General features: G+C 40.5%; 22 protein-coding genes. 19 read left to right on the forward strand and 3 right to left on the reverse strand.

What is annotated here, in order from left to right; translation table 11 throughout:
- The first annotated feature begins 100 nt into the window (after positions 1 to 100).
- From MHI46_RS06910 to MHI46_RS06935, 6 genes are all read left to right on the forward strand, one after another.
- On the forward strand, positions 101 to 577 hold the full coding sequence (locus MHI46_RS06910; RefSeq protein ID WP_144490624.1) for a flavodoxin: 477 nt from the start codon (positions 101 to 103) through the stop codon (positions 575 to 577).
- Positions 567 to 1,460, forward strand: coding sequence for a hypothetical protein (locus MHI46_RS06915; RefSeq protein ID WP_034281596.1), 894 nt, complete (start codon positions 567 to 569; stop codon positions 1,458 to 1,460). Before MHI46_RS06910 ends, MHI46_RS06915 begins: the two co-directional genes overlap by 11 nt.
- 49 nt (positions 1,461 to 1,509) lie before the next feature.
- The gene (locus MHI46_RS06920) at positions 1,510 to 1,935 is read left to right on the forward strand and encodes a flavodoxin (RefSeq protein ID WP_047203713.1); all 426 of its coding nucleotides are present in this window, start codon (positions 1,510 to 1,512) and stop codon (positions 1,933 to 1,935) included.
- A gap of 109 nt (positions 1,936 to 2,044) precedes the next feature.
- Positions 2,045 to 2,755: a 2,3,4,5-tetrahydropyridine-2,6-dicarboxylate N-acetyltransferase gene (dapD, locus tag MHI46_RS06925; RefSeq protein ID WP_060699234.1), complete on the forward strand. Its 711-nt coding sequence runs from the start codon at positions 2,045 to 2,047 to the stop codon at positions 2,753 to 2,755.
- 82 nt (positions 2,756 to 2,837) lie between these two features.
- A complete protein-coding gene (locus tag MHI46_RS06930; protein WP_341083645.1) occupies positions 2,838 to 3,968 on the forward strand; it encodes an N-acetyldiaminopimelate deacetylase in 1,131 nt (376 codons plus the stop codon).
- A gap of 50 nt (positions 3,969 to 4,018) precedes the next feature.
- Positions 4,019 to 4,261, forward strand: a complete 243-nt coding sequence (locus MHI46_RS06935) for a YkuS family protein (protein WP_024424725.1) — start codon at positions 4,019 to 4,021, stop codon at positions 4,259 to 4,261.
- Positions 4,262 to 4,283: 22 nt separating this feature from the next.
- Here MHI46_RS06935 and MHI46_RS06940 read toward each other — a convergent pair whose 3' ends face one another.
- Positions 4,284 to 5,093 (reverse strand): mechanosensitive ion channel family protein, encoded by an 810-nt coding sequence (locus MHI46_RS06940; RefSeq protein ID WP_342503189.1) that lies wholly within the window; start codon positions 5,091 to 5,093, stop codon positions 4,284 to 4,286.
- A 271-nt stretch (positions 5,094 to 5,364) separates the two neighbouring features.
- Between MHI46_RS06940 and ahpA the strand changes: the two genes are divergently transcribed.
- The 3 genes from ahpA to rok all read left to right on the forward strand — a co-directional run bounded on the left by ahpA (position 5,365) and on the right by rok (position 7,491).
- The gene (gene ahpA / locus MHI46_RS06945) at positions 5,365 to 5,907 is read left to right on the forward strand and encodes a biofilm-specific peroxidase AhpA (RefSeq protein WP_003211758.1); all 543 of its coding nucleotides are present in this window, start codon (positions 5,365 to 5,367) and stop codon (positions 5,905 to 5,907) included.
- Positions 5,908 to 5,989: 82 nt separating this feature from the next.
- Positions 5,990 to 6,448 (forward strand): TlpA disulfide reductase family protein, encoded by a 459-nt coding sequence (locus MHI46_RS06950; protein WP_024424727.1) that lies wholly within the window; start codon positions 5,990 to 5,992, stop codon positions 6,446 to 6,448.
- Positions 6,449 to 6,918: 470 nt separating this feature from the next.
- Entirely contained in the window at positions 6,919 to 7,491 is a 573-nt protein-coding gene (gene rok, locus MHI46_RS06955; protein WP_024426871.1) for a transcriptional regulator Rok, read from the forward strand.
- A gap of 48 nt (positions 7,492 to 7,539) precedes the next feature.
- Here the strand turns inward: rok and MHI46_RS06960 are convergent, their stop codons facing one another.
- Entirely contained in the window at positions 7,540 to 8,457 is a 918-nt protein-coding gene (locus MHI46_RS06960; protein WP_144495022.1) for a sigmaE regulated sporulation protein, read from the reverse strand.
- 84 nt (positions 8,458 to 8,541) lie between these two features.
- On the opposite strand from MHI46_RS06960, the gene MHI46_RS06965 reads away from it, so the two are divergent.
- The 6 genes from MHI46_RS06965 to moaD are packed head-to-tail and all read left to right on the forward strand — an operon-like array spanning position 8,542 to position 12,677.
- The gene (locus tag MHI46_RS06965; protein WP_144495020.1) at positions 8,542 to 9,123 is read left to right on the forward strand and encodes a molybdenum cofactor guanylyltransferase; all 582 of its coding nucleotides are present in this window, start codon (positions 8,542 to 8,544) and stop codon (positions 9,121 to 9,123) included.
- Positions 9,124 to 9,153: 30 nt separating this feature from the next.
- Positions 9,154 to 10,170: a thiazole biosynthesis adenylyltransferase ThiF gene (locus tag MHI46_RS06970; RefSeq protein WP_144495018.1), complete on the forward strand. Its 1,017-nt coding sequence runs from the start codon at positions 9,154 to 9,156 to the stop codon at positions 10,168 to 10,170.
- A 9-nt stretch (positions 10,171 to 10,179) separates the two neighbouring features.
- A complete protein-coding gene (glp, locus tag MHI46_RS06975) occupies positions 10,180 to 11,457 on the forward strand; it encodes a gephyrin-like molybdotransferase Glp (RefSeq protein WP_186366074.1) in 1,278 nt (425 codons plus the stop codon).
- Positions 11,439 to 11,963 (forward strand): molybdopterin-guanine dinucleotide biosynthesis protein B, encoded by a 525-nt coding sequence (gene mobB / locus MHI46_RS06980; protein ID WP_144495014.1) that lies wholly within the window; start codon positions 11,439 to 11,441, stop codon positions 11,961 to 11,963. Before glp ends, mobB begins: the two co-directional genes overlap by 19 nt.
- The gene (locus MHI46_RS06985) at positions 11,960 to 12,451 is read left to right on the forward strand and encodes a molybdenum cofactor biosynthesis protein MoaE (protein ID WP_058837772.1); all 492 of its coding nucleotides are present in this window, start codon (positions 11,960 to 11,962) and stop codon (positions 12,449 to 12,451) included. Before mobB ends, MHI46_RS06985 begins: the two co-directional genes overlap by 4 nt.
- Positions 12,444 to 12,677, forward strand: a complete 234-nt coding sequence (moaD, locus tag MHI46_RS06990) for a molybdopterin converting factor subunit 1 (protein WP_039178180.1) — start codon at positions 12,444 to 12,446, stop codon at positions 12,675 to 12,677. The genes MHI46_RS06985 and moaD overlap by 8 nt, the downstream gene beginning before the upstream one ends.
- A 47-nt stretch (positions 12,678 to 12,724) precedes the next feature.
- On the opposite strand, the gene MHI46_RS06995 is transcribed toward moaD, so the two are convergent.
- Positions 12,725 to 13,102 carry a hypothetical protein gene (locus MHI46_RS06995; protein ID WP_034281609.1) on the reverse strand — a complete coding sequence of 126 codons (378 nt, stop codon included), beginning with the start codon at positions 13,100 to 13,102 and terminating at the stop codon, positions 12,725 to 12,727.
- 517 nt (positions 13,103 to 13,619) lie between these two features.
- Between MHI46_RS06995 and MHI46_RS07000 the strand changes: the two genes are divergently transcribed.
- Genes MHI46_RS07000 through MHI46_RS07015 form a run of 4 tightly spaced genes read left to right on the forward strand, consistent with a single transcriptional unit; the run spans position 13,620 to position 17,231 of the window.
- Positions 13,620 to 14,246, forward strand: coding sequence for a YIP1 family protein (locus MHI46_RS07000; protein WP_058837771.1), 627 nt, complete (start codon positions 13,620 to 13,622; stop codon positions 14,244 to 14,246).
- A 9-nt stretch (positions 14,247 to 14,255) separates the two neighbouring features.
- Positions 14,256 to 15,353 carry an efflux RND transporter periplasmic adaptor subunit gene (locus tag MHI46_RS07005; protein ID WP_342503190.1) on the forward strand — a complete coding sequence of 366 codons (1,098 nt, stop codon included), beginning with the start codon at positions 14,256 to 14,258 and terminating at the stop codon, positions 15,351 to 15,353.
- Complete coding sequence (locus tag MHI46_RS07010) at positions 15,350 to 16,051, forward strand: ABC transporter ATP-binding protein (protein ID WP_058837769.1); 702 nt, start codon at positions 15,350 to 15,352, stop codon at positions 16,049 to 16,051. Before MHI46_RS07005 ends, MHI46_RS07010 begins: the two co-directional genes overlap by 4 nt.
- Positions 16,038 to 17,231, forward strand: a complete 1,194-nt coding sequence (locus tag MHI46_RS07015; protein WP_058837768.1) for an ABC transporter permease — start codon at positions 16,038 to 16,040, stop codon at positions 17,229 to 17,231. Before MHI46_RS07010 ends, MHI46_RS07015 begins: the two co-directional genes overlap by 14 nt.
- Positions 17,232 to 17,323: the final 92 nt, after the last annotated feature.

Genomic DNA, 17,323 nt, shown 5'->3' on the forward strand with positions numbered 1-17,323 from the left:
ACTTTTTTTTATGAAATCATTTGACAATGAAAATCATTATCATTTAAAGTGTACATATAATAATTGAAAATGATTATCATTTAGATGAGGTGACCGATAGATGAAAGCACTAATTGCATTTGCGAGTATGTCTGGAAATACGGAAGATATGGCAGCGATCTTAAAGCAAACACTTGAAGGAAAAGGCATAGATACAGAGATGATGGAATTTGATGATATGAACGCAGAGGACCTATCCTCATACGATTACGTATTCATTGGTTCTTATACTTGGGGTGATGGAGATTTGCCATATGAAGCAGAGGATTTTTATGAGGAGGTCTCTACTCTTGAACTTAGTCACATAAAAGCAGCTGTCTTTGGATCGGGTGATTACAGCTATCCAAAGTTTTGCGAGGCTGTCCATACATTCCATGACATGCTGAAATCAACGGGTGCATCTGTTTTTCCTGAAACATTAAAAATGGAGCTTGCACCGGATACAGATGAAGATGTGGCGTGCTGTCAGGAATTTGCTGTGAGCTTTTTAACGTGGGCCGCTTTGTCTGAGAAACGAGTTGAAAATCATGTTTCATAAAGGAGCAACAGCCGTTGCAGCATCTAAAAGTGGTGGATACTTTGTTGCTGTAAAACGTGAAGGTATTTTTCACTATAGTGTGGAGAGCGGATGGCAGCAACTGTTTAAACTCAAGCATAAAATTCATGCGATCAGCTATATTGGCCCTTATTTATTCGGTGTTGGTGAAAATGGCACAGTGATTAGATCAGGAGATGAAGGCAATACATGGGCGTTATCTTCATTTCCAACAAACGCAGTCGTCTGGTCTATTACAGGACGTAAAGATGGGTTTGTATGTGCGCATGGAAAACATAGTATCTATGTGTCAAATGATTTCGGAATTTCCTGGGAAATTATGAAGCCATTTGCTCATGTGAATCATCCGCCGGTCATTCGTTCTTTATGTGCTGCAGGTGACCACCTTTATATTGGAACACAGATTCATGAGGTTCACGGAGGAATATGGGTGTATGACTTGCAGAGTGAACAGATTTTTCTTTTAAACAGAGAGGAGCACCGAATGACAGCTTCTATGCTGCTCTGTCATGAACATCTTCTTGTTTGTGCATTAGGTTCAAAAAAAGGCAAAAAAGGATCTGTTCAAATTTTAGATTTACATACAAATATTCTGCATGATATTCAATCACAGGCCTTTGCTAGAGAAGAATCATTTTTGGATGTATCAGAGGATAACGGCATTGTGTATGTGACCACTTCACAAGACGAACACGGATTTTCTAAAGTGTATCAGCTTGATATTGAGCAAAAAGAGCTCAAATGGTTTGATACGATCAAAGGGCACGGTTTTCGTGTAGCCAATCAAAACGAAAACTTTTTCTGTGCGGGTTTATATGAAAGTAAGTTTGTCAGGCCGTATGAGGAGCCAGCGTTGATTCATTGATAAGGAGGAAGAAAAAGTGACAGAAAAGGTTTTATTGGTGTATGCCACGATGTCTGGAAATACAGAAGCGATGGCAGATTTAATTGAAAAAGGTATAACGGAAGCAGGAGCCAGCGTGGACCGGCATGAAGCGATGGATATTGATGCCGAGCTGCTTAATGATTACTCGCACATTATGTTAGGTGCGTATACATGGGGAGATGGCGATCTTCCGGATGATTTTATTGATTTATATGAAGAAATGGAAGAGCTTGATTTAACGGGAAAAGCATTTGCAGTATTCGGTTCTGGCGATACATCTTACGAACATTTTTGCGGAGCTGTTGACCTAATCGAAGAAAAAGTGAAGGAGCTTGGCGGTGACATTGTCCTCCCATCAGTTAAAATTGAGCTGAATCCAGAAGGAGAGGAAGAAGACGAATTAATTTCTTTTGGTAAACAATTTGTTCAGCTTCACCAGCAAGAAGCGGGATAATCGGTCCCGCTTGTTTTATTTTCCATTGAGGAGATGACTCTTTCACTTGTCATTAAAACACTCCTTTGGTACAGTAATGAAGTATAAATTAAGAGGAGGACATACATACATGAAACAAATGGACGCTAATGAAATTATTTCATTTATTCAAAATAGTACAAAATCAACACCTGTCAAAGTCTATATTAAAGGTGACTTAGAAGGTATTGAGTTTGGTGAACATGCAAAAACATTCATCACAGGAAACACTGGAGTTGTTTTCGGTGAGTGGAGTGAAATTCAAGATGTGCTAGCATCAAACAAAGACAAAATTGAAGATGTTGTCGTGGAAAATGACCGCCGCAACTCTGCAATTCCGATGTTAGATTTGAAAAACATTAAAGCCCGTATTGAGCCAGGGGCAATCATCCGTGACCAAGTTGAAATCGGTGATAATGCAGTCATTATGATGGGTGCTTCTATTAATATCGGTTCTGTAATCGGCGAAGGTACGATGATTGACATGAACGTGGTGCTTGGCGGCCGTGCGACGGTAGGTAAGAACTGTCATATCGGTGCTGGATCTGTTCTTGCAGGTGTTATTGAGCCGCCGTCTGCTAAACCAGTTGTGGTAGAAGATGACGTTGTCATCGGTGCGAACGCTGTTGTTCTAGAAGGCGTGACAATTGGTAAAGGTGCAGTAGTAGCTGCAGGTGCGATCGTTGTGAACGATGTAGAGCCTTACACAGTTGTAGCAGGTACACCTGCTAAGAAAATCAAAGACATCGATGAAAAAACAAAAGGTAAGACTGAAATCAAACAAGAACTGCGTCAGCTTTAATTCATATAATTCGCAGCTGAAGACAAAGACGTGGATGAGATATCCACGTCTTATTCGTATAGAAGAAAGGAAGTGAGTTCACTTGTTAAATCGTGAGCAATTAATATCCATTCGAAGAGATTTACACCAAATCCCTGAGCTTGGTTTCCAAGAATTTAAAACACAAGCGTATCTTATTCAGCATTTGGACACCTATTCAAAAGATCGAGTTGAGATTGAAACGTGGCGAACTGGGCTTTTTGTAAAAGTGAAAGGGACAAATCCAACGCGCGTATTTGCTTATCGTGCAGATATGGACGGCCTGTCTATACCCGAGGAAACAGGGTATCCATTTGAATCTGTGCATGAAGGGAAGATGCATGCATGTGGACATGACCTTCATATGACCATTGCACTTGGTATCATCGATCATTTCGTTCATGAACCGATCAAAGAAGACGTATTATTTATCTTCCAGCCGGCAGAAGAAGGTCCAGGCGGTGCCGAACCAATGCTTACAAGTGATGTTCTCAAAAAATGGACGCCAGACTTTATTACAGCGCTGCATATCGCACCTGAATATCCTGTTGGAACAATTGCTACAAAGCCTGGTTTGTTATTTGCCAATACGAGTGAGCTTTTGATTGAGCTTGAAGGAAAAGGCGGACACGCAGCATATCCTCATTTAGCAAATGATATGGTTGTTGCTGCAAGTGCTCTTGTAGGTCAGCTGCAATCGGTGATTTCGCGTAATGTTGATCCCCTTGATAGTGCGGTCATTACAGTGGGCACGATTACCGGCGGAACGGCTCAAAATATTATTGCGCAGCATGCAAAGCTTGACGGTACCATTCGCACACTTTCGCCAGAGTCTATGGACAAGGTGAGAAAGCGAATTGAAGCATTGGCAAAAGGAATTGAAATTGGCTACGAATGCAAAGCAACTGTTCGTTATCCTTCGTCTTATTACGAAGTGGACAATTCAAAGGATTTGACAGAGGAATTTATGTCATATGTAGCCGAAGAAGGGCTTGCGAATGTGATTGAATGCAGAGAAGCCATGACAGGAGAAGATTTTGGCTACATGCTGAAAAAATATCCCGGCTTCATGTTTTGGTTAGGGGTCGATTCAGAATACGGCCTGCATCATGCAAAGCTCCAGCCGGATGAAAACGCGATTGAAACAGCTGTGAATGTCATGACGGCTTATTTTAAAAAGCAAGCTGGTGAATGAATAATCGAGCTGCCTCCTGTACACCTTATGAACAGGAGGTGTTCTTGATTATGACAAGAATTGGTGTAGAACAATCTTTATCCGATGTAGAAGAACTATTGAAGCAAAAAGGGTATGATGTCGTACGTATTCAAAATGAACAGCAAATGGATCAGTGTGACTGTTATGTCGTCACAGGATTAGATTCAAATGTTCTTGGCATTTCAGACACAACAACAAAGGCATCTGTTATTACAGCATCAGGTATGACGGCTGATGAAATTTGCCAAGAAGTAGAACAGCGAGTTCAATAAAACAAGAAAAAGAACCGGTAGATTATGATCCCGGTTCTTTTTGCTCTTTTTCTATATCGAGTACTTCTTTCATTTTTTTGCGCAAGATTCGTTCTACCCGCCATTGCTCCATTGTTTCAGTTTTCGCTATGATGCGCAGCACAAGGGAAGAAGAACCGAACGCCTCCACGCCGACAACTTGAGGACCTTCGATAATTTGAGGAGTTTCCTCTCGCACCTCATCACAGGCAGCTTGAAGGGCTGTGATCATCTGATCCACATTTTCATCCGGAGACAGCTCAATATCAACGAGTGCCTGCATCGTTCCTCTTGAATGATTGCTCACATTCAGTATGCTGCGATTAGGAATAAAATGAAGGGTGCCGTCAAAGCTTCGAAGCTGTGTGGTTCTTAGTCCAATTTGTTCAACAATCCCATCAAAGCCGGCGACCGTTATATATTCTCCTACATCAAATTGTTTTTCCAATAGTATAAAGAATCCGGTCACAATATCACTCACTAACCCTTGAGCGCCAAAACCGATCGCAAGTCCTACAACGCCTGCACCTGCCAGCAAAGCAGTCGGGTTATAATGAAATAAGTCGAGGATCATCACAACTAGAATAAAAATCAATAAGTAGGCGAAAATATTTAACGTCAGACTTTGAAGCGTCTGTGCTCTTGATAAAGAGACTTCATGCTTTTCAGCGAATGTGGAATAGGCTCGCTTAATCATCTTGTTTCCTATGGCTCTGATGATAAAGTAAATGGCAAAAATGGCGACTAGTTTTAGCAAAAACATACTGCTATTGAGGATAATGGAAACCCAATCTACTTGTTGAAATGCTCTCATGATCTTCAAAACCTTTCTATGTATGCTCTAAAAGAGAAGCTAATCATTTGTTCCCTTATGCAAGTCATGTTAAACTTTTGATAGGTGAAGCAGGAATTGTGACAAATCGTTAATTAAATTTATTATTAATTAATATTGACTAAAAATCGCATAAGTATTATAATTGTAATTGTGAAGTTATTAACTAAATGAGAATTTTAAGTTTTGATTCTCATTTTATATACAGCTAAGAAGACTGTATAAAGATATTATTTTTTGGAGGGATTTACATATGGCAGAGCGTTTTGTAGGAAAACAAGCTCCACGTTTTGAAATGGAAGCAGTACTTGCTAACAAGGAATTTGGTAAAGTAAGTTTAGAGGAAAACATGAAGAATGACAAATGGACAGTTCTTTTCTTCTATCCAATGGATTTCACATTTGTTTGCCCAACTGAAATTACAGCAATGAGCGATCGTTATGACGAGTTCGAAGATTTAGATGCAGAAATCATCGGTGTATCTACTGATACAATCCACACGCATCTTGCTTGGATCAATACAGACCGTAAAGACAATGGTCTAGGTGAATTAAAATACCCGTTAGCTGCTGATACTAACCACACAGTGTCTAGAGAATACGGCGTTTTAATTGAAGAAGAAGGAATTGCTCTTCGCGGTTTATTCATCATTAACCCAGAAGGCGAACTTCAATACCAAACAGTATTCCACAACAATATCGGTCGTGATGTAGATGAGACATTACGTGTTCTTCAAGCATTACAAACTGGTGGACTTTGCCCAGCGAACTGGAAACCTGGTCAAAAAACACTTTAATTGATAACTGAAGAAACAGGAGGGTCTAACTGATGTTAGACCTTTTTGTTTCGACACATACAATGGATGGAGGCGCTTCATAATGAAATTACGTCAACCAATGCCAGAACTAACTGGTGCAAAAGAGTGGTTAAATGGAGAAGTAACAAAAGAAGATTTGATTGGTGACAAACCAACATTGATTCATTTCTGGTCAGTCAGCTGTCATCTTTGTAAAGAGGCAATGCCTCAAGTCAATCAATTCCGTGATGAGTACAAGGATCAACTAAACGTTGTAGCAGTTCATATGCCTCGTTCAGAAGATGACCTAGATCTAGAAAAAATCAAAGAAGTTGCGAAAGAGCATGAAATCACGCAGCCAATCTTTGTGGACAGTGATCATCACCTAACAGAAGCCTTTGAAAACGAATATGTACCTGCATATTATGTATTTGATAAAACAGGTGCTTTGCGTCACTTTCAAGCCGGTGGAAGCGGAATGAAAATGCTTGAAAAACGTGTCAATCGAGTGCTTTCTGAGTCTGAAAAGGCTGCAGAATAGGCTTTCCCCCATAAATGGGGGTTTTTTCATGGGCAAAAACAGGCGGCGTATTGCACTGGACGAGTTTATTATTCCTAAGAAAAGAGAAAATGAGGGAGTTTATTAAAAAATATCCCTGAAACAAAAAGGTATAACGACCTATTTACATTTTTATTTTGAAATGAAATTGTAAAGATTTTAACTTTTTACTATTCAGAACGTTTTTGCACAAAAGAAATTTCAGTTAGGTAAATAACTATATAAATCAAGTAGTATAAGCGTTTATTCAATTTTTTTACAATATTTTAAGGTTTGTCAAAAGCCTATGGTGTCAATGAAATGGGTGCCGATTTTTCCTCCTTGGCAAAATTTTAGTTGAAAATACCTATCTGTTAGCAAACTGTAAAATGATAAAAAAATAGTTGATAAAATTAGTTTTCTAATCTAATATTTACTATAGAATATTTTTTATATGATGAGGGGGAAATCCATTGTTTAATGAGAGGGAAGCGTTACGTTTACGATTGGAACAATTAAACGAGGCAGAAGTAAAGGTCATCCGTGAATATCAAATTGAGCGCGATGCGATTTATGCAAAATTAAGAGAATTAGACCGTCAAGGAACAGGTCTAGTGTCAGATACAAAAAAAGAAGTACGTACAGAAAGAAAGACAGATTCACTGCCTGTATTAGCTGAGCTTGCTGCGCAAGAAATGAGAAGCTACCAGCAGCCGGCACAACCACAATCATCATCTTTAGGAACAGGACAGCTAAACGGTGCACCTGTAGGTATTCCTGAAGGATCGACAAGACGCAGAAGAGGCACAGCTCGTCCTGGCTCAAAGGCAGCGAAGCTTCGTGAAGCTGCGATTAAAACGTTAAAACGTCATAATGCAGCGATTAAAAGCTCAGAGCTTCAAAAAGAGATCGAAAAAGAGAGCGGTCTTGAAATCCCAAATATGACAACGTTTATGCAAAGCTTAATTAAAATGTATCCTGAAGTGAAGAAGCCTTATCGCGGACAGTATATTTTAGAAGGCGACATTCAAACAGAAGACGAATAAATAAAAAAAACTGCTGGGCGTCAAGCCAGCAGTTTTTTATTTCGAGAATTACTTCTTTTGATCAACTGTATAGACAATTTTGCGTTCCTTAGGCAGGTGATCACGCTGTTTTTTAAAGCCGTCGATTTTGACTGTCATGACTTCTCCATTACGCTGCACAGCATCGACTTGTTCCTGAAGTGTTTGAACTTGTTCGTTGAGTTTCTTCAAAATCGGTTCGATTTCTTCTGTCGTTTGCAGGATGCGGTCTCGTGAGAATGGCTGTGAATTTGTTTGTGCTGACTGGTCAATATCAGCAAAATGAGATGCGATCCATTCCTCGCTTTCTGCTAACTGTTTTTGATAGCTCGTGAGCGTTTCATAAAAAATCGCTTCTTTTGCTTTTTCAATTTGCAGTAATTTCTCCTGCGTTTCATAAAAACGCTCTTGAAGGTGTCTGACGCCTTCCTGTAATACATGGAGCTCTGCGTTTTTATCGCCCAAATTTTGCTGCAGCTTTTCAATCACTGCGGATAAAGTATTTCCTTTTTTCTCCTCTTTTTCAAGTCGTTTATCTTGATCTTCTATCCGTTCATTTAATTGTTGCGAGATTTCCTTATATTTGACAACTTTCAAATGCAGCCTGTGTTTTTCTTCGGTTTCTTTTCTTCTATGATAGGTTTCCTTTTGCAGCATCTCATGGAGAAGGACCATTTTATGTAACAATTCTGTTTTGCTGTAAGAGAGATCCTGTATTTTTGAGGCAGCATCATGTTGATCATTGGTTATTTCATCCAGTTGTTGTTTTAATTGCGTGTAATCCTTTTTCATCTCATGATATTCTTGAGTTAGCTTCTTATTTTTAGAATACGTATATGAGGACTGTAAATCAGAGATCATTTGTTGATATTTGGCAGTTTCAGCTTTTAAGTATAAATTCTCTTGAGATAGATCATGGAATAGGGGAGAAGCATGGCGCCTGTTCATCGATAGACCCTCCTTATTCATGTTACCAATAAAGTATGCGAAAGGAGTGCGATTAGAACAACCATATCAAAGGAGGATGAGAGGATGCACGTAGTGAATGTGATTTTAGCTGGAGGAGCTTCCAGACGTTTTGGAGAGCCAAAGGCAAGTCATATGTATCAAGGGAAACCATTATATGAGCATGTGAAAGAGCAGCTTTTAGACGGGCAGACTGTCATCATCAGCCAACCATCGCTTCTTCCTTTTTTCAAAGCAAGAGGGGAACAAAGTGTGTGTTTAGATGATGAAGAGGTGCGCGGATGCGGACCGCTTGCCGGCATATATACAGCGATGCAAAAGCAAGAAGCAGAATGGTATTTAGTGACGGCGTGTGACATGCCTTTCATACGGAAGAAAACGGCGGAAGTATTATCGTCCTATTGCAGTGAGCACGCAGATGCCATTATCCCGCTTGTTCAGGGCAGATTACAGCCTTTATTTGCACTTTATCACCGCCGCTCTCTGCCGTTTATTCGCGCGTGTTTAAAAGAGAATCAATTAGCCATTAAAGATTTGCTTCAAAAGCTTCAGGTGCACATCGTTTCAGAGGAAGAACTGAACGTAACATCTAACGAATTTCGTAATATCAATAAAAGAAGCGATTTACCTGAAAACGGTATGATATGATACATAAAAAACGGTGAGGAGAGAACAGCATTGAATGACCGATATTCAAGACAAATCTTGTTCCCTCCGGTTGGGGAAAAAGGACAGAATGCGCTGGCTGAAAGTCATGTTCTGATCGTTGGAGCCGGTGCACTTGGTACCGCTTCTGCGGAAGGGCTTGTCCGGTCTGGCATCGGTACGCTTACGATTGTCGATCGTGATTATGTGGAATTTTCAAATTTACAGCGGCAGCAGCTCTACACGGAACATGATGCAAAGGCACATGTACCAAAAGCAGCTGCGGCACAAAAACGTCTCGAGCAGATCAATCATGAAGTGACCATACACGCTCTGATTGAAGATGCAGGGGCGGAGCTGTTAAGGCCGTTATTCCAGAGAGCAGATATCGTCATTGATGCAACAGATAATTTTGAGACAAGAATGGTGATGAATGACTTATCACTAGAAACGAAGACGCCGTGGATATATGGCGCTTGTGTGAGCAGTCAGGGGATGTATATGACCATATTGCCGGATAAAACGCCATGTTTATCATGTGTGTTCACGGCAATGCCTGTTGGCGGCTTGACGTGTGATACAGCGGGGATTATTTCACCTGCTGTTCAAATGGTTTCTGCTTATCAGCAAACAGAGGCACTAAAATATTTAACAGGGCATGAAGATCAAATCGAGCGGAAATTTGTCACGTTTGATCTTTGGCAGTCCACATCATTTAAAATGGATTTATCTCTAACTAAAGAGAAGAACTGTCCAACTTGCGGCATCGCAAGAACCTATCCTTATTTACATGATCAGCGTAAAAAATCGACGGTTCTTTGCGGACGTGACACTGTTCAAATTGTTTCAAAGGATTTAGCAGAACTCTCATTTCAGCATATGAAAGAGCGGCTCTCATCTATTTGTGAGGTGGAAGTAAACGACTTCTTAATCCATGTACGCTACGAAAATTACCGGATGGTCTGTTTCAAAGGAGGACGTGCATTAATCCATGGAACAAATGATGAAAAAGAAGCCAATTCATTGCTAGCAAGACTGCTAGGGATATAGGAGTGAAGTGTGATGGAAAGACGGCAGCCAATACCAGTAGAAGAGGCCATAAAGAAAGTTCACCAATACGAAAAACATGGAGAAATAGAATGGGTCCCTTTAAAGGATAGCCTTGGAAGGTTTATTGCAGAAGATATTTTGGCAGACCATGATGTTCCGGCATTTGATCGTTCTCCGTATGATGGATTTGCGCTTCGGGCAGAAGATACAAAAGAAGCGTCAAGTGCGCATCCAGTTGAATTCGAGGTCATTGATCATATTGGTGCAGGAATGGTCTCAGCAAAAACCATCGGTCCCTTTCAGGCCATCCGTATTATGACAGGGGCAAAAATTCCAAATGGAGCAAATGTCGTCATCATGATCGAGCTGACGAAGACTTTCGAAAAAGACGGCAAATCATTCATGTCACTGAAAAGACCGCTGAAAAAGGGAGACAATATTTCTCGTCAAGGAGAAGAGGTTCTCAAAGGAAACGTGATGGTCAAAAAAGGAACAGCTGTCACTTCTGGCGTCACGGCTCTTTTGGCGACATTTGGATATGCGGTAGTGCCAGTTGTCAAAAAACCGGTGATTGGCATTATTTCAACGGGCACAGAGCTTCTTCAAGTAAGTGATGCCATGGTAGACGGCAAGATTAGAAATAGTAATCTGAGTATGGTCTATGCGCAGGTACTTGAGGCCGGAGCTGATCCGCTAGATTTAGGCGGAGTCTCCGATGATTTTGACAAAAGTTATCATGCAGTAAAAGCAGCCATGAGCAAGGTAGACATTCTGATCACAACAGGCGGCGTGTCTGTGGGTGATTTTGACTTTCTGCCTGCCATTTATGAAAAGCTGGGAGCCAAGGTACTGTTTAATAAAGTAGCCATGAGACCTGGAAGTGTGACGACTGTGGCTGCAATGCCGAATGGTCAATTGCTGTTTGGTCTGTCTGGAAACCCTGCTGCCTGTTTTGTGGGCTTTGAATTATTTGTGAAACCGATCATTTATAAATGGTATATGAAAGACAATCCGTTTCCTGCTTTTGCTGAGGCGAAACTCACACATGATTTTCCAAAAGCCAATCCGTTTACTCGTTTTGTCAGGGCGGCTCTTCAATTCACTGGGAGTCAGATCAGTGTGACTCCGACAGGTCTTGATAAATCAAGTGCAGTGACCTCTATTGCAGAGGCTGACTGTTTCATCATGCTGCCTGGGGGAACAAGAGGTTTTCAAGCAGGTGATCAAGTTGATGTTCTGCTGTTTCAGCACAAAGGCGGTGGGTCTCCATGCTGGATGACAAATTAAGCATATTACAGGTGGTCGGTTTTCAAAATAGTGGCAAGACCACATTAATCGAAAAGCTCTGTCAGCTGGCCGAACGTGAAGGACTGAAGCTAGGCTGCTTTAAACACCATGGACATGGGGGGACACCAGATCGTCTTGTCAAAGAAAAAGATACTGATCGATATATTCAGGCAGGTGCCTATGCCGCAGGTGTGGAAGGAGAAGGTGAATTTCACTTTTCGATGCAGGACTTCACGTTAGAACAGCTGCTCAACATGTGTCAGCATCTTCCGTTAGACGCTGTTCTCATAGAGGGGTACAAACAGGCGCCTTATCGCAAAATCGTTTGTGTAAAGAATGAAGAGGAGCTTATTGACCTTTCCGCTCTTTCCAATATACAAGCAGCTATTTATTTTTCTCAAGAAGATCAATTAACCGAAAATTACCCGTTTCCTGTGTTTTCAGCTTTTGATAAGCGCGGGATGACATTTGCTTTTCACTTATTGAAGGGAGGCGGCACGTTTTGAGCGAACTTTTTAAAATAACAAAAACGCCGATTGAGGTAAACGAATTGATTCAGCATGTGACAAGACGAAAGGCAGGGGCGATTACGACGTTTATTGGGACGGTCAGAGAATGGACAAACGGCAAGAAAACATTGCGTTTAACCTACGAAGCATACATACCAATGGCGGAAAGCATGCTAAGGCAGATTGGACAAGAAATCAAAAATCGATGGCCTGACACTGAAGCAGCGATTGTGCACCGGATTGGAACACTTGAGATAACGGATATTGCTGTTGCGATCGCCGTTTCGTCTCCTCATAGGAAGGCTGCCTACGAAGCCAATGAATATGCCATTGAACGAATCAAGGAAATTGTTCCCATTTGGAAAAAAGAATATTGGGAAGACGGAGAGGCCTGGATAGGTGATCAGCTTGAAACGGTTTCATATCCAGAAGGTAAACCTAGCAATCTTCAACTTGCAGAGAAAGAAGGTGATCAGCATGATTAATGTATTATTGTTCGCCGGCCTTGCTGAGAAGGCCGGTAAACAACAAATCATCATTCAAAAAGATCAAACAACGGTTGATGAGATTAAAATAGAATTACAGGAGGTATATGGTGTTGATGCTGCACAAAACGTAATGGTTGCAGTCAACGAAATATATACGAGGGAAAATGCTGAAGTGCGTAGCGGGGACACTGTTGCACTCATTCCTCCTGTAAGTGGTGGATAATAGATATTAGAGGATTTGGTTATGGCCACCCGGCTGTAACCAATTTTTTATGTGTGAAAAGTTTGTAGAGGTACTTGGGTGTGATCTTCGTAAATAAAACATCCCCTTCTTGCTTTAGAAATGTGAGGATCGAGCTGCTGAATGAGATCATACAATTCGCTGATTCGTCTCACATTGAAATCTGTTTGGGCTTGAAGCTGTTCCTTTAATTCTTTTGTGCTCACAATGCTTCCCTTTTTCTCTTTGATAATATCTACACATCTTGCAGCGTAGTATATTTTGTCATTAGAAGGTCTGCTTTCTTTCATATCAAGTAATTTGAGCTCATGATAAATCGATTCTCTTTCCTTTCGAAAGTATTGCCATGCTTCTTGTTCCTTTTCATACAGTAAAATCAATTGCATTTTCAATTTTTCTCTTAACATTCACTTGACTCCATTTCCACTATCATTTAACCTACCTCTATTTTACATTATATGAAAAAATAACTTTTGATCAAGTAAAATCCCTTTATTTTTAATTTTTTAATATGAAAGTATTGATACTAAAGACTTATTTGTTCTGTAAAAGAAACCAATCATAGTCCTATAAAGCCGGGATTTGTCGAAATTAATAGGATTATTTTAACAAAAAATTGTTGTGTCTATCTAAGACCATGCGAATTCAAAAGAAAAGGATATTTATTCCGAAAGACATATTGTTTACTTAATAAAATGTTTTTAGGTCAGTAAAAGCACGATTCTTGGTATGAATATGGTCGGATCATGAGGTCATTTGAAGGGTTTCTTTCGTGAAAATAGAATAATAGATAAAATTTTTTCTCAACGAAAATAAGAAAATCAAATGTTCGATCACTTATTGGCAATCTTTTGATAAAATAGAAAGAAAAAGAGCGTTATTGTGCGTTTGCATACTTGCTTGACATAGAGAGGATGACATTTGATGAAAGAAAACATGGACAAACCTACGATCATTGGAGTGAGTACAAGACCATCAGAGCACCTGAAAAGAGTATGGGAAAATCCAGTTGTTTGGTGGCCTTTATCTTGTGTGCTTATTTTAACAGTCGTTGTGACTTATTTGTCTGAGCTCGTAAATAAGGGAATGTGGGCAGATTTAAGTTTGCCGATACCTGTTGTTTATGTGGTGACACTCATTGGTCTCGTATTTGGGATTGTCATCAATGCGGCTATATATAAGCTCATCGTATTTTTAGCGAAAGGTGATGCATCATTTCGGCAGCTTTTTTCAGCGGTCCTGTTCATTACACCCGTTACGATCATTGGGACAATTATTTCTCATTTGGCAGTCATCCTTTTTCATGTTCCAAAAGACATCACGGTTACCTCGTTAAACGCGCTCATTCGAATTTCTGGTCCATGGCAGGCGGTGTTAGCCAATATCGATCTATTTGTGATCTGGAATCTTGTTTTAACTGGCTTTTTATTCATCCAAGTTGGGCGTATATCACCGAGAATTTCTTGGGTGATTATAGGCGTTTTTTATATCTTATCGTTAATTTTTCAATATGTAGGAACAGCAATTAACATATCAGTAAGCTGGGGGTAGAAGGTTTTTATGAGAAAGAAAATCATCATTGGATCTATTTTAATTATTGTGATTGGACTATTTATTGGATTTAATATTGCGAAAAACCAAGCAAAGCCTGCTTCTACAGCAGCGATTAAAACAGTCAAACTCACGCCAAAAGAAATCACCTCTACCGTGATGACACCGGGGACACTTTCATTCTTTGAAGAGCAGTTCATCTATGAAGAAGAGGAAAAGGGGAAATTGAAGGAAATTGCTGTGAAAGAAGGGGAAAAGGTAAAGGCTGGAACGCCGCTTCTTACATATGAAAATAAGGAACTGGAGCTTGAAGAGCAGCAGCAAGCACTAGCCGTTGAATCAAGTACATTAAACCTGGAACAATTGCAAAATCGGCTGAGTGAATTAGAGGAGAAAAAAGCAGGCGCTAATATCAAAAGCGAGCGAGATCAGCTTCAATTAGAACTGAGAGCGGCTGAATTAGAACAAAAGCAAGCAGAGATCAGCCAAGAAAAAGTAAAGGCTCAAATAGAAGATTTAACCGTACATAGTAAAATTGATGGAACAGTGATTTCCATTGAGCAAGAGGCAGGGGCAGGGGGGGCGGAAGAAAGGCAGCCGATCATTCATATTGGTCATGATAAAAAAATGATCGTGCGGGGTTTGATCTCAGAGTATGATGCCATAAAAATCAAAAAGAAACAAAAAGTGAAGGTAACGTCTGATGTCATTCGCGGGAAGAGCTGGCAAGGAGTCGTGAAAAAAGTAGGCACTGTTCCTGTCCAGACAGCAGTCGAAACAACTTCGAGCGACCAAACGGTTCAATATCCTGTTGAGGTAGAAATAAAGGGAAAGAAACCTGAGGCGAAGCCTGGTTTTAAAATGATCATGGAAATTCAAACAGATAAGCGCCAAGCGCAAACAATTCCTGAAACAGCGGTAAAAAAAGAGACTGATGGACAATACGTTTATGTTGTTGAAAAAAATGAATTGAAAAAAGTAAAAGTGGTCATAGGGGAAACGTCAGGTCATGATCTTGAAGTGACAAAAGGTGTCAAGGCAGAGGATCAAATCATTGCTCATCCAACAGATGACATGTATGACGGAATGGAAGTGAATGCTGAATGATTCAGCTTTCCAACGTGACAAAAAGCTATGAGGTCGCACACGAAACATTTGATGTATTAAGTGATATGAATCTTGTCATTGAAAAAGGCGAGTATATGTCCATTATGGGCCCGTCCGGCTCTGGAAAATCAACATTAATGAATATTATTGGCTGTTTAGACCGCCCAACGACAGGACAATATCATTTTCAAGGTACAGAGCTGTCAGCAGCAAAGGACCAGGAGCTTGCGGTCATTCGAAATCAATCCATTGGATTTGTTTTTCAGCAATTTCATCTGCTGCCAAGGTTAAATGCGAGGCGCAATGTGGAACTGCCGATGATTTACGCTGGGATCAGTCAAAAGGAAAGAAAAGAACGTGCGGAATTGGCACTGGAAAAGGTTGGTTTGGCAGATCGAATGAAACATATGCCAAGTGAGTTGTCAGGAGGACAAAAGCAAAGGGTGGCAATTGCACGTGCGATTGTCAATAAGCCTCAGCTGATTTTAGCAGATGAACCGACTGGTGCTCTCGACTCAAAAACAAGCATCTCAATTATGGAACAGTTTACACAGCTGAATGAGGAAGGGACAACGATTGTGCTTGTCACCCATGAAGAAGAAATAGCTGCGTATACAAATCGGACTGTCGTTGTGAGAGATGGACGGCTTGTTGAAGATAGATGGATACAAGGGGACGCTATGAATGAAACTCTTTGAAAATATCAAAATAGCGCTGAATTCGGTTTTAGCTCATAAATTACGTTCTATTTTAACGATGCTTGGGATTATTATTGGTGTTGGATCAGTCATTGCAGTCGTGGCGATCGGTCAAGGCGGTGAGCAAATGTTAAAAGGATCGATTTCAGGTCCAAACAATACCATTGATATGACATATACGCCTTCTGACGAAGAATTAAATGCAAATCCAAATGCCTTATTCGAAGCATCATTTACTGAGGAAGACATAAAAAGCATTAGGACAATCAACGGGGTGGAGCAGGTCGCCTCCTCGACTGCACAAGGAATGCAGCTGAGGTTTCAAGATACGACAGTTGATGCGACAGTTAACGGTATAAATGAAGGGTATACAAATGTACATTCATTACAAATCGCAGAAGGACAGGATTTAAGAGATATTGATTTTAGAAGCGGCAGAAGAGCTGCTCTTATCTCAGATGGCTTACAAAAAGAACTATTCAACGGACAAAAGGCATTAGGCGAACTGATTTGGATGAACGGACAGCCAGTTGAAGTCATCGGTGTGTTAGCAAAACAGAAAGGGATGTTTTCATTTGATATGAATGAAATCTATGTCCCATTTGCGATGCTCACCTCCACACTTGGTATGAGTGAATATGATAAGTTGTCTATTCAAGTCGCACATGCTGATCAAATGAAGGAAGTAGGAAAGAGCGCGGCTGCCATATTAAATGAAAATCATCATACAGAAGATGCTTACGAAATGATCAATATGGAAGAAATCGCAGAAGGGATTGGTCAAATAACATCCGTTATGACAACGATCATTGGCTCAATAGCCGGGATCTCTTTACTTGTTGGCGGAATCGGTGTGATGAATATTATGCTCGTTTCTGTGACAGAGAGGACAAGAGAAATCGGTATTCGAAAGGCGATGGGCGCAACAAGGGCTCAAATCCTCGTCCAGTTTTTAATTGAGTCTGTCGTTTTAACACTCATCGGCGGGTTGATGGGGATTGCACTTGGTTTAGGCGGAGCTTCGTTAGTATCACTATTTGCCGGCTGGCCGTCTCTTGTATCTTGGCAAGTAGTATGTGGAGGCGTACTGTTTAGTATGCTCATTGGTATTGTTTTTGGGTTAATTCCTGCGAATAAAGCAGCGAGACTAGACCCTATTGAATCGCTCAGGTATGAATAAATCGAAGAGGAAAGAAGCATACAAACAGTTTACATTCGCCTTCATTACCCATCAAAAGCTTTTATGCAAATCGCATAAAAGCTTTTTTTAGT

This window comes from Bacillus sp. FSL K6-1000, from assembly GCF_038630785.1.
GTDB classification, from domain to species: domain Bacteria; phylum Bacillota; class Bacilli; order Bacillales; family Bacillaceae; genus Bacillus; species Bacillus safensis.

Excerpts from the sequence above, each read along its gene's own strand:
- MHI46_RS06910 (WP_144490624.1), top strand. The coding sequence starts at position 101 with ATGAAAGCACTAATTGCATTTGCGAGTATGTCTGGAAATACGGAAGAT.
- MHI46_RS06915 (WP_034281596.1), top strand. The coding sequence starts at position 567 with ATGTTTCATAAAGGAGCAACAGCCGTTGCAGCATCTAAAAGTGGTGGA.
- MHI46_RS06920 (WP_047203713.1), top strand. The coding sequence starts at position 1,510 with ATGTCTGGAAATACAGAAGCGATGGCAGATTTAATTGAAAAAGGTATA.
- dapD (WP_060699234.1), top strand. The coding sequence starts at position 2,045 with ATGAAACAAATGGACGCTAATGAAATTATTTCATTTATTCAAAATAGT.
- MHI46_RS06935 (WP_024424725.1), top strand. The coding sequence starts at position 4,019 with ATGACAAGAATTGGTGTAGAACAATCTTTATCCGATGTAGAAGAACTA.
- MHI46_RS06940 (WP_342503189.1), bottom strand. The coding sequence starts at position 5,093 with ATGAGAGCATTTCAACAAGTAGATTGGGTTTCCATTATCCTCAATAGC.
- ahpA (WP_003211758.1), top strand. The coding sequence starts at position 5,365 with ATGGCAGAGCGTTTTGTAGGAAAACAAGCTCCACGTTTTGAAATGGAA.
- MHI46_RS06950 (WP_024424727.1), top strand. The coding sequence starts at position 5,990 with ATGAAATTACGTCAACCAATGCCAGAACTAACTGGTGCAAAAGAGTGG.
- MHI46_RS06960 (WP_144495022.1), bottom strand. The coding sequence starts at position 8,457 with ATGAACAGGCGCCATGCTTCTCCCCTATTCCATGATCTATCTCAAGAG.
- MHI46_RS06965 (WP_144495020.1), top strand. The coding sequence starts at position 8,542 with ATGCACGTAGTGAATGTGATTTTAGCTGGAGGAGCTTCCAGACGTTTT.
- mobB (WP_144495014.1), top strand. The coding sequence starts at position 11,439 with ATGCTGGATGACAAATTAAGCATATTACAGGTGGTCGGTTTTCAAAAT.
- moaD (WP_039178180.1), top strand. The coding sequence starts at position 12,444 with ATGATTAATGTATTATTGTTCGCCGGCCTTGCTGAGAAGGCCGGTAAA.
- MHI46_RS06995 (WP_034281609.1), bottom strand. The coding sequence starts at position 13,102 with ATGTTAAGAGAAAAATTGAAAATGCAATTGATTTTACTGTATGAAAAG.
- MHI46_RS07000 (WP_058837771.1), top strand. The coding sequence starts at position 13,620 with ATGAAAGAAAACATGGACAAACCTACGATCATTGGAGTGAGTACAAGA.
- MHI46_RS07005 (WP_342503190.1), top strand. The coding sequence starts at position 14,256 with ATGAGAAAGAAAATCATCATTGGATCTATTTTAATTATTGTGATTGGA.
- MHI46_RS07010 (WP_058837769.1), top strand. The coding sequence starts at position 15,350 with ATGATTCAGCTTTCCAACGTGACAAAAAGCTATGAGGTCGCACACGAA.
- MHI46_RS07015 (WP_058837768.1), top strand. The coding sequence starts at position 16,038 with ATGAAACTCTTTGAAAATATCAAAATAGCGCTGAATTCGGTTTTAGCT.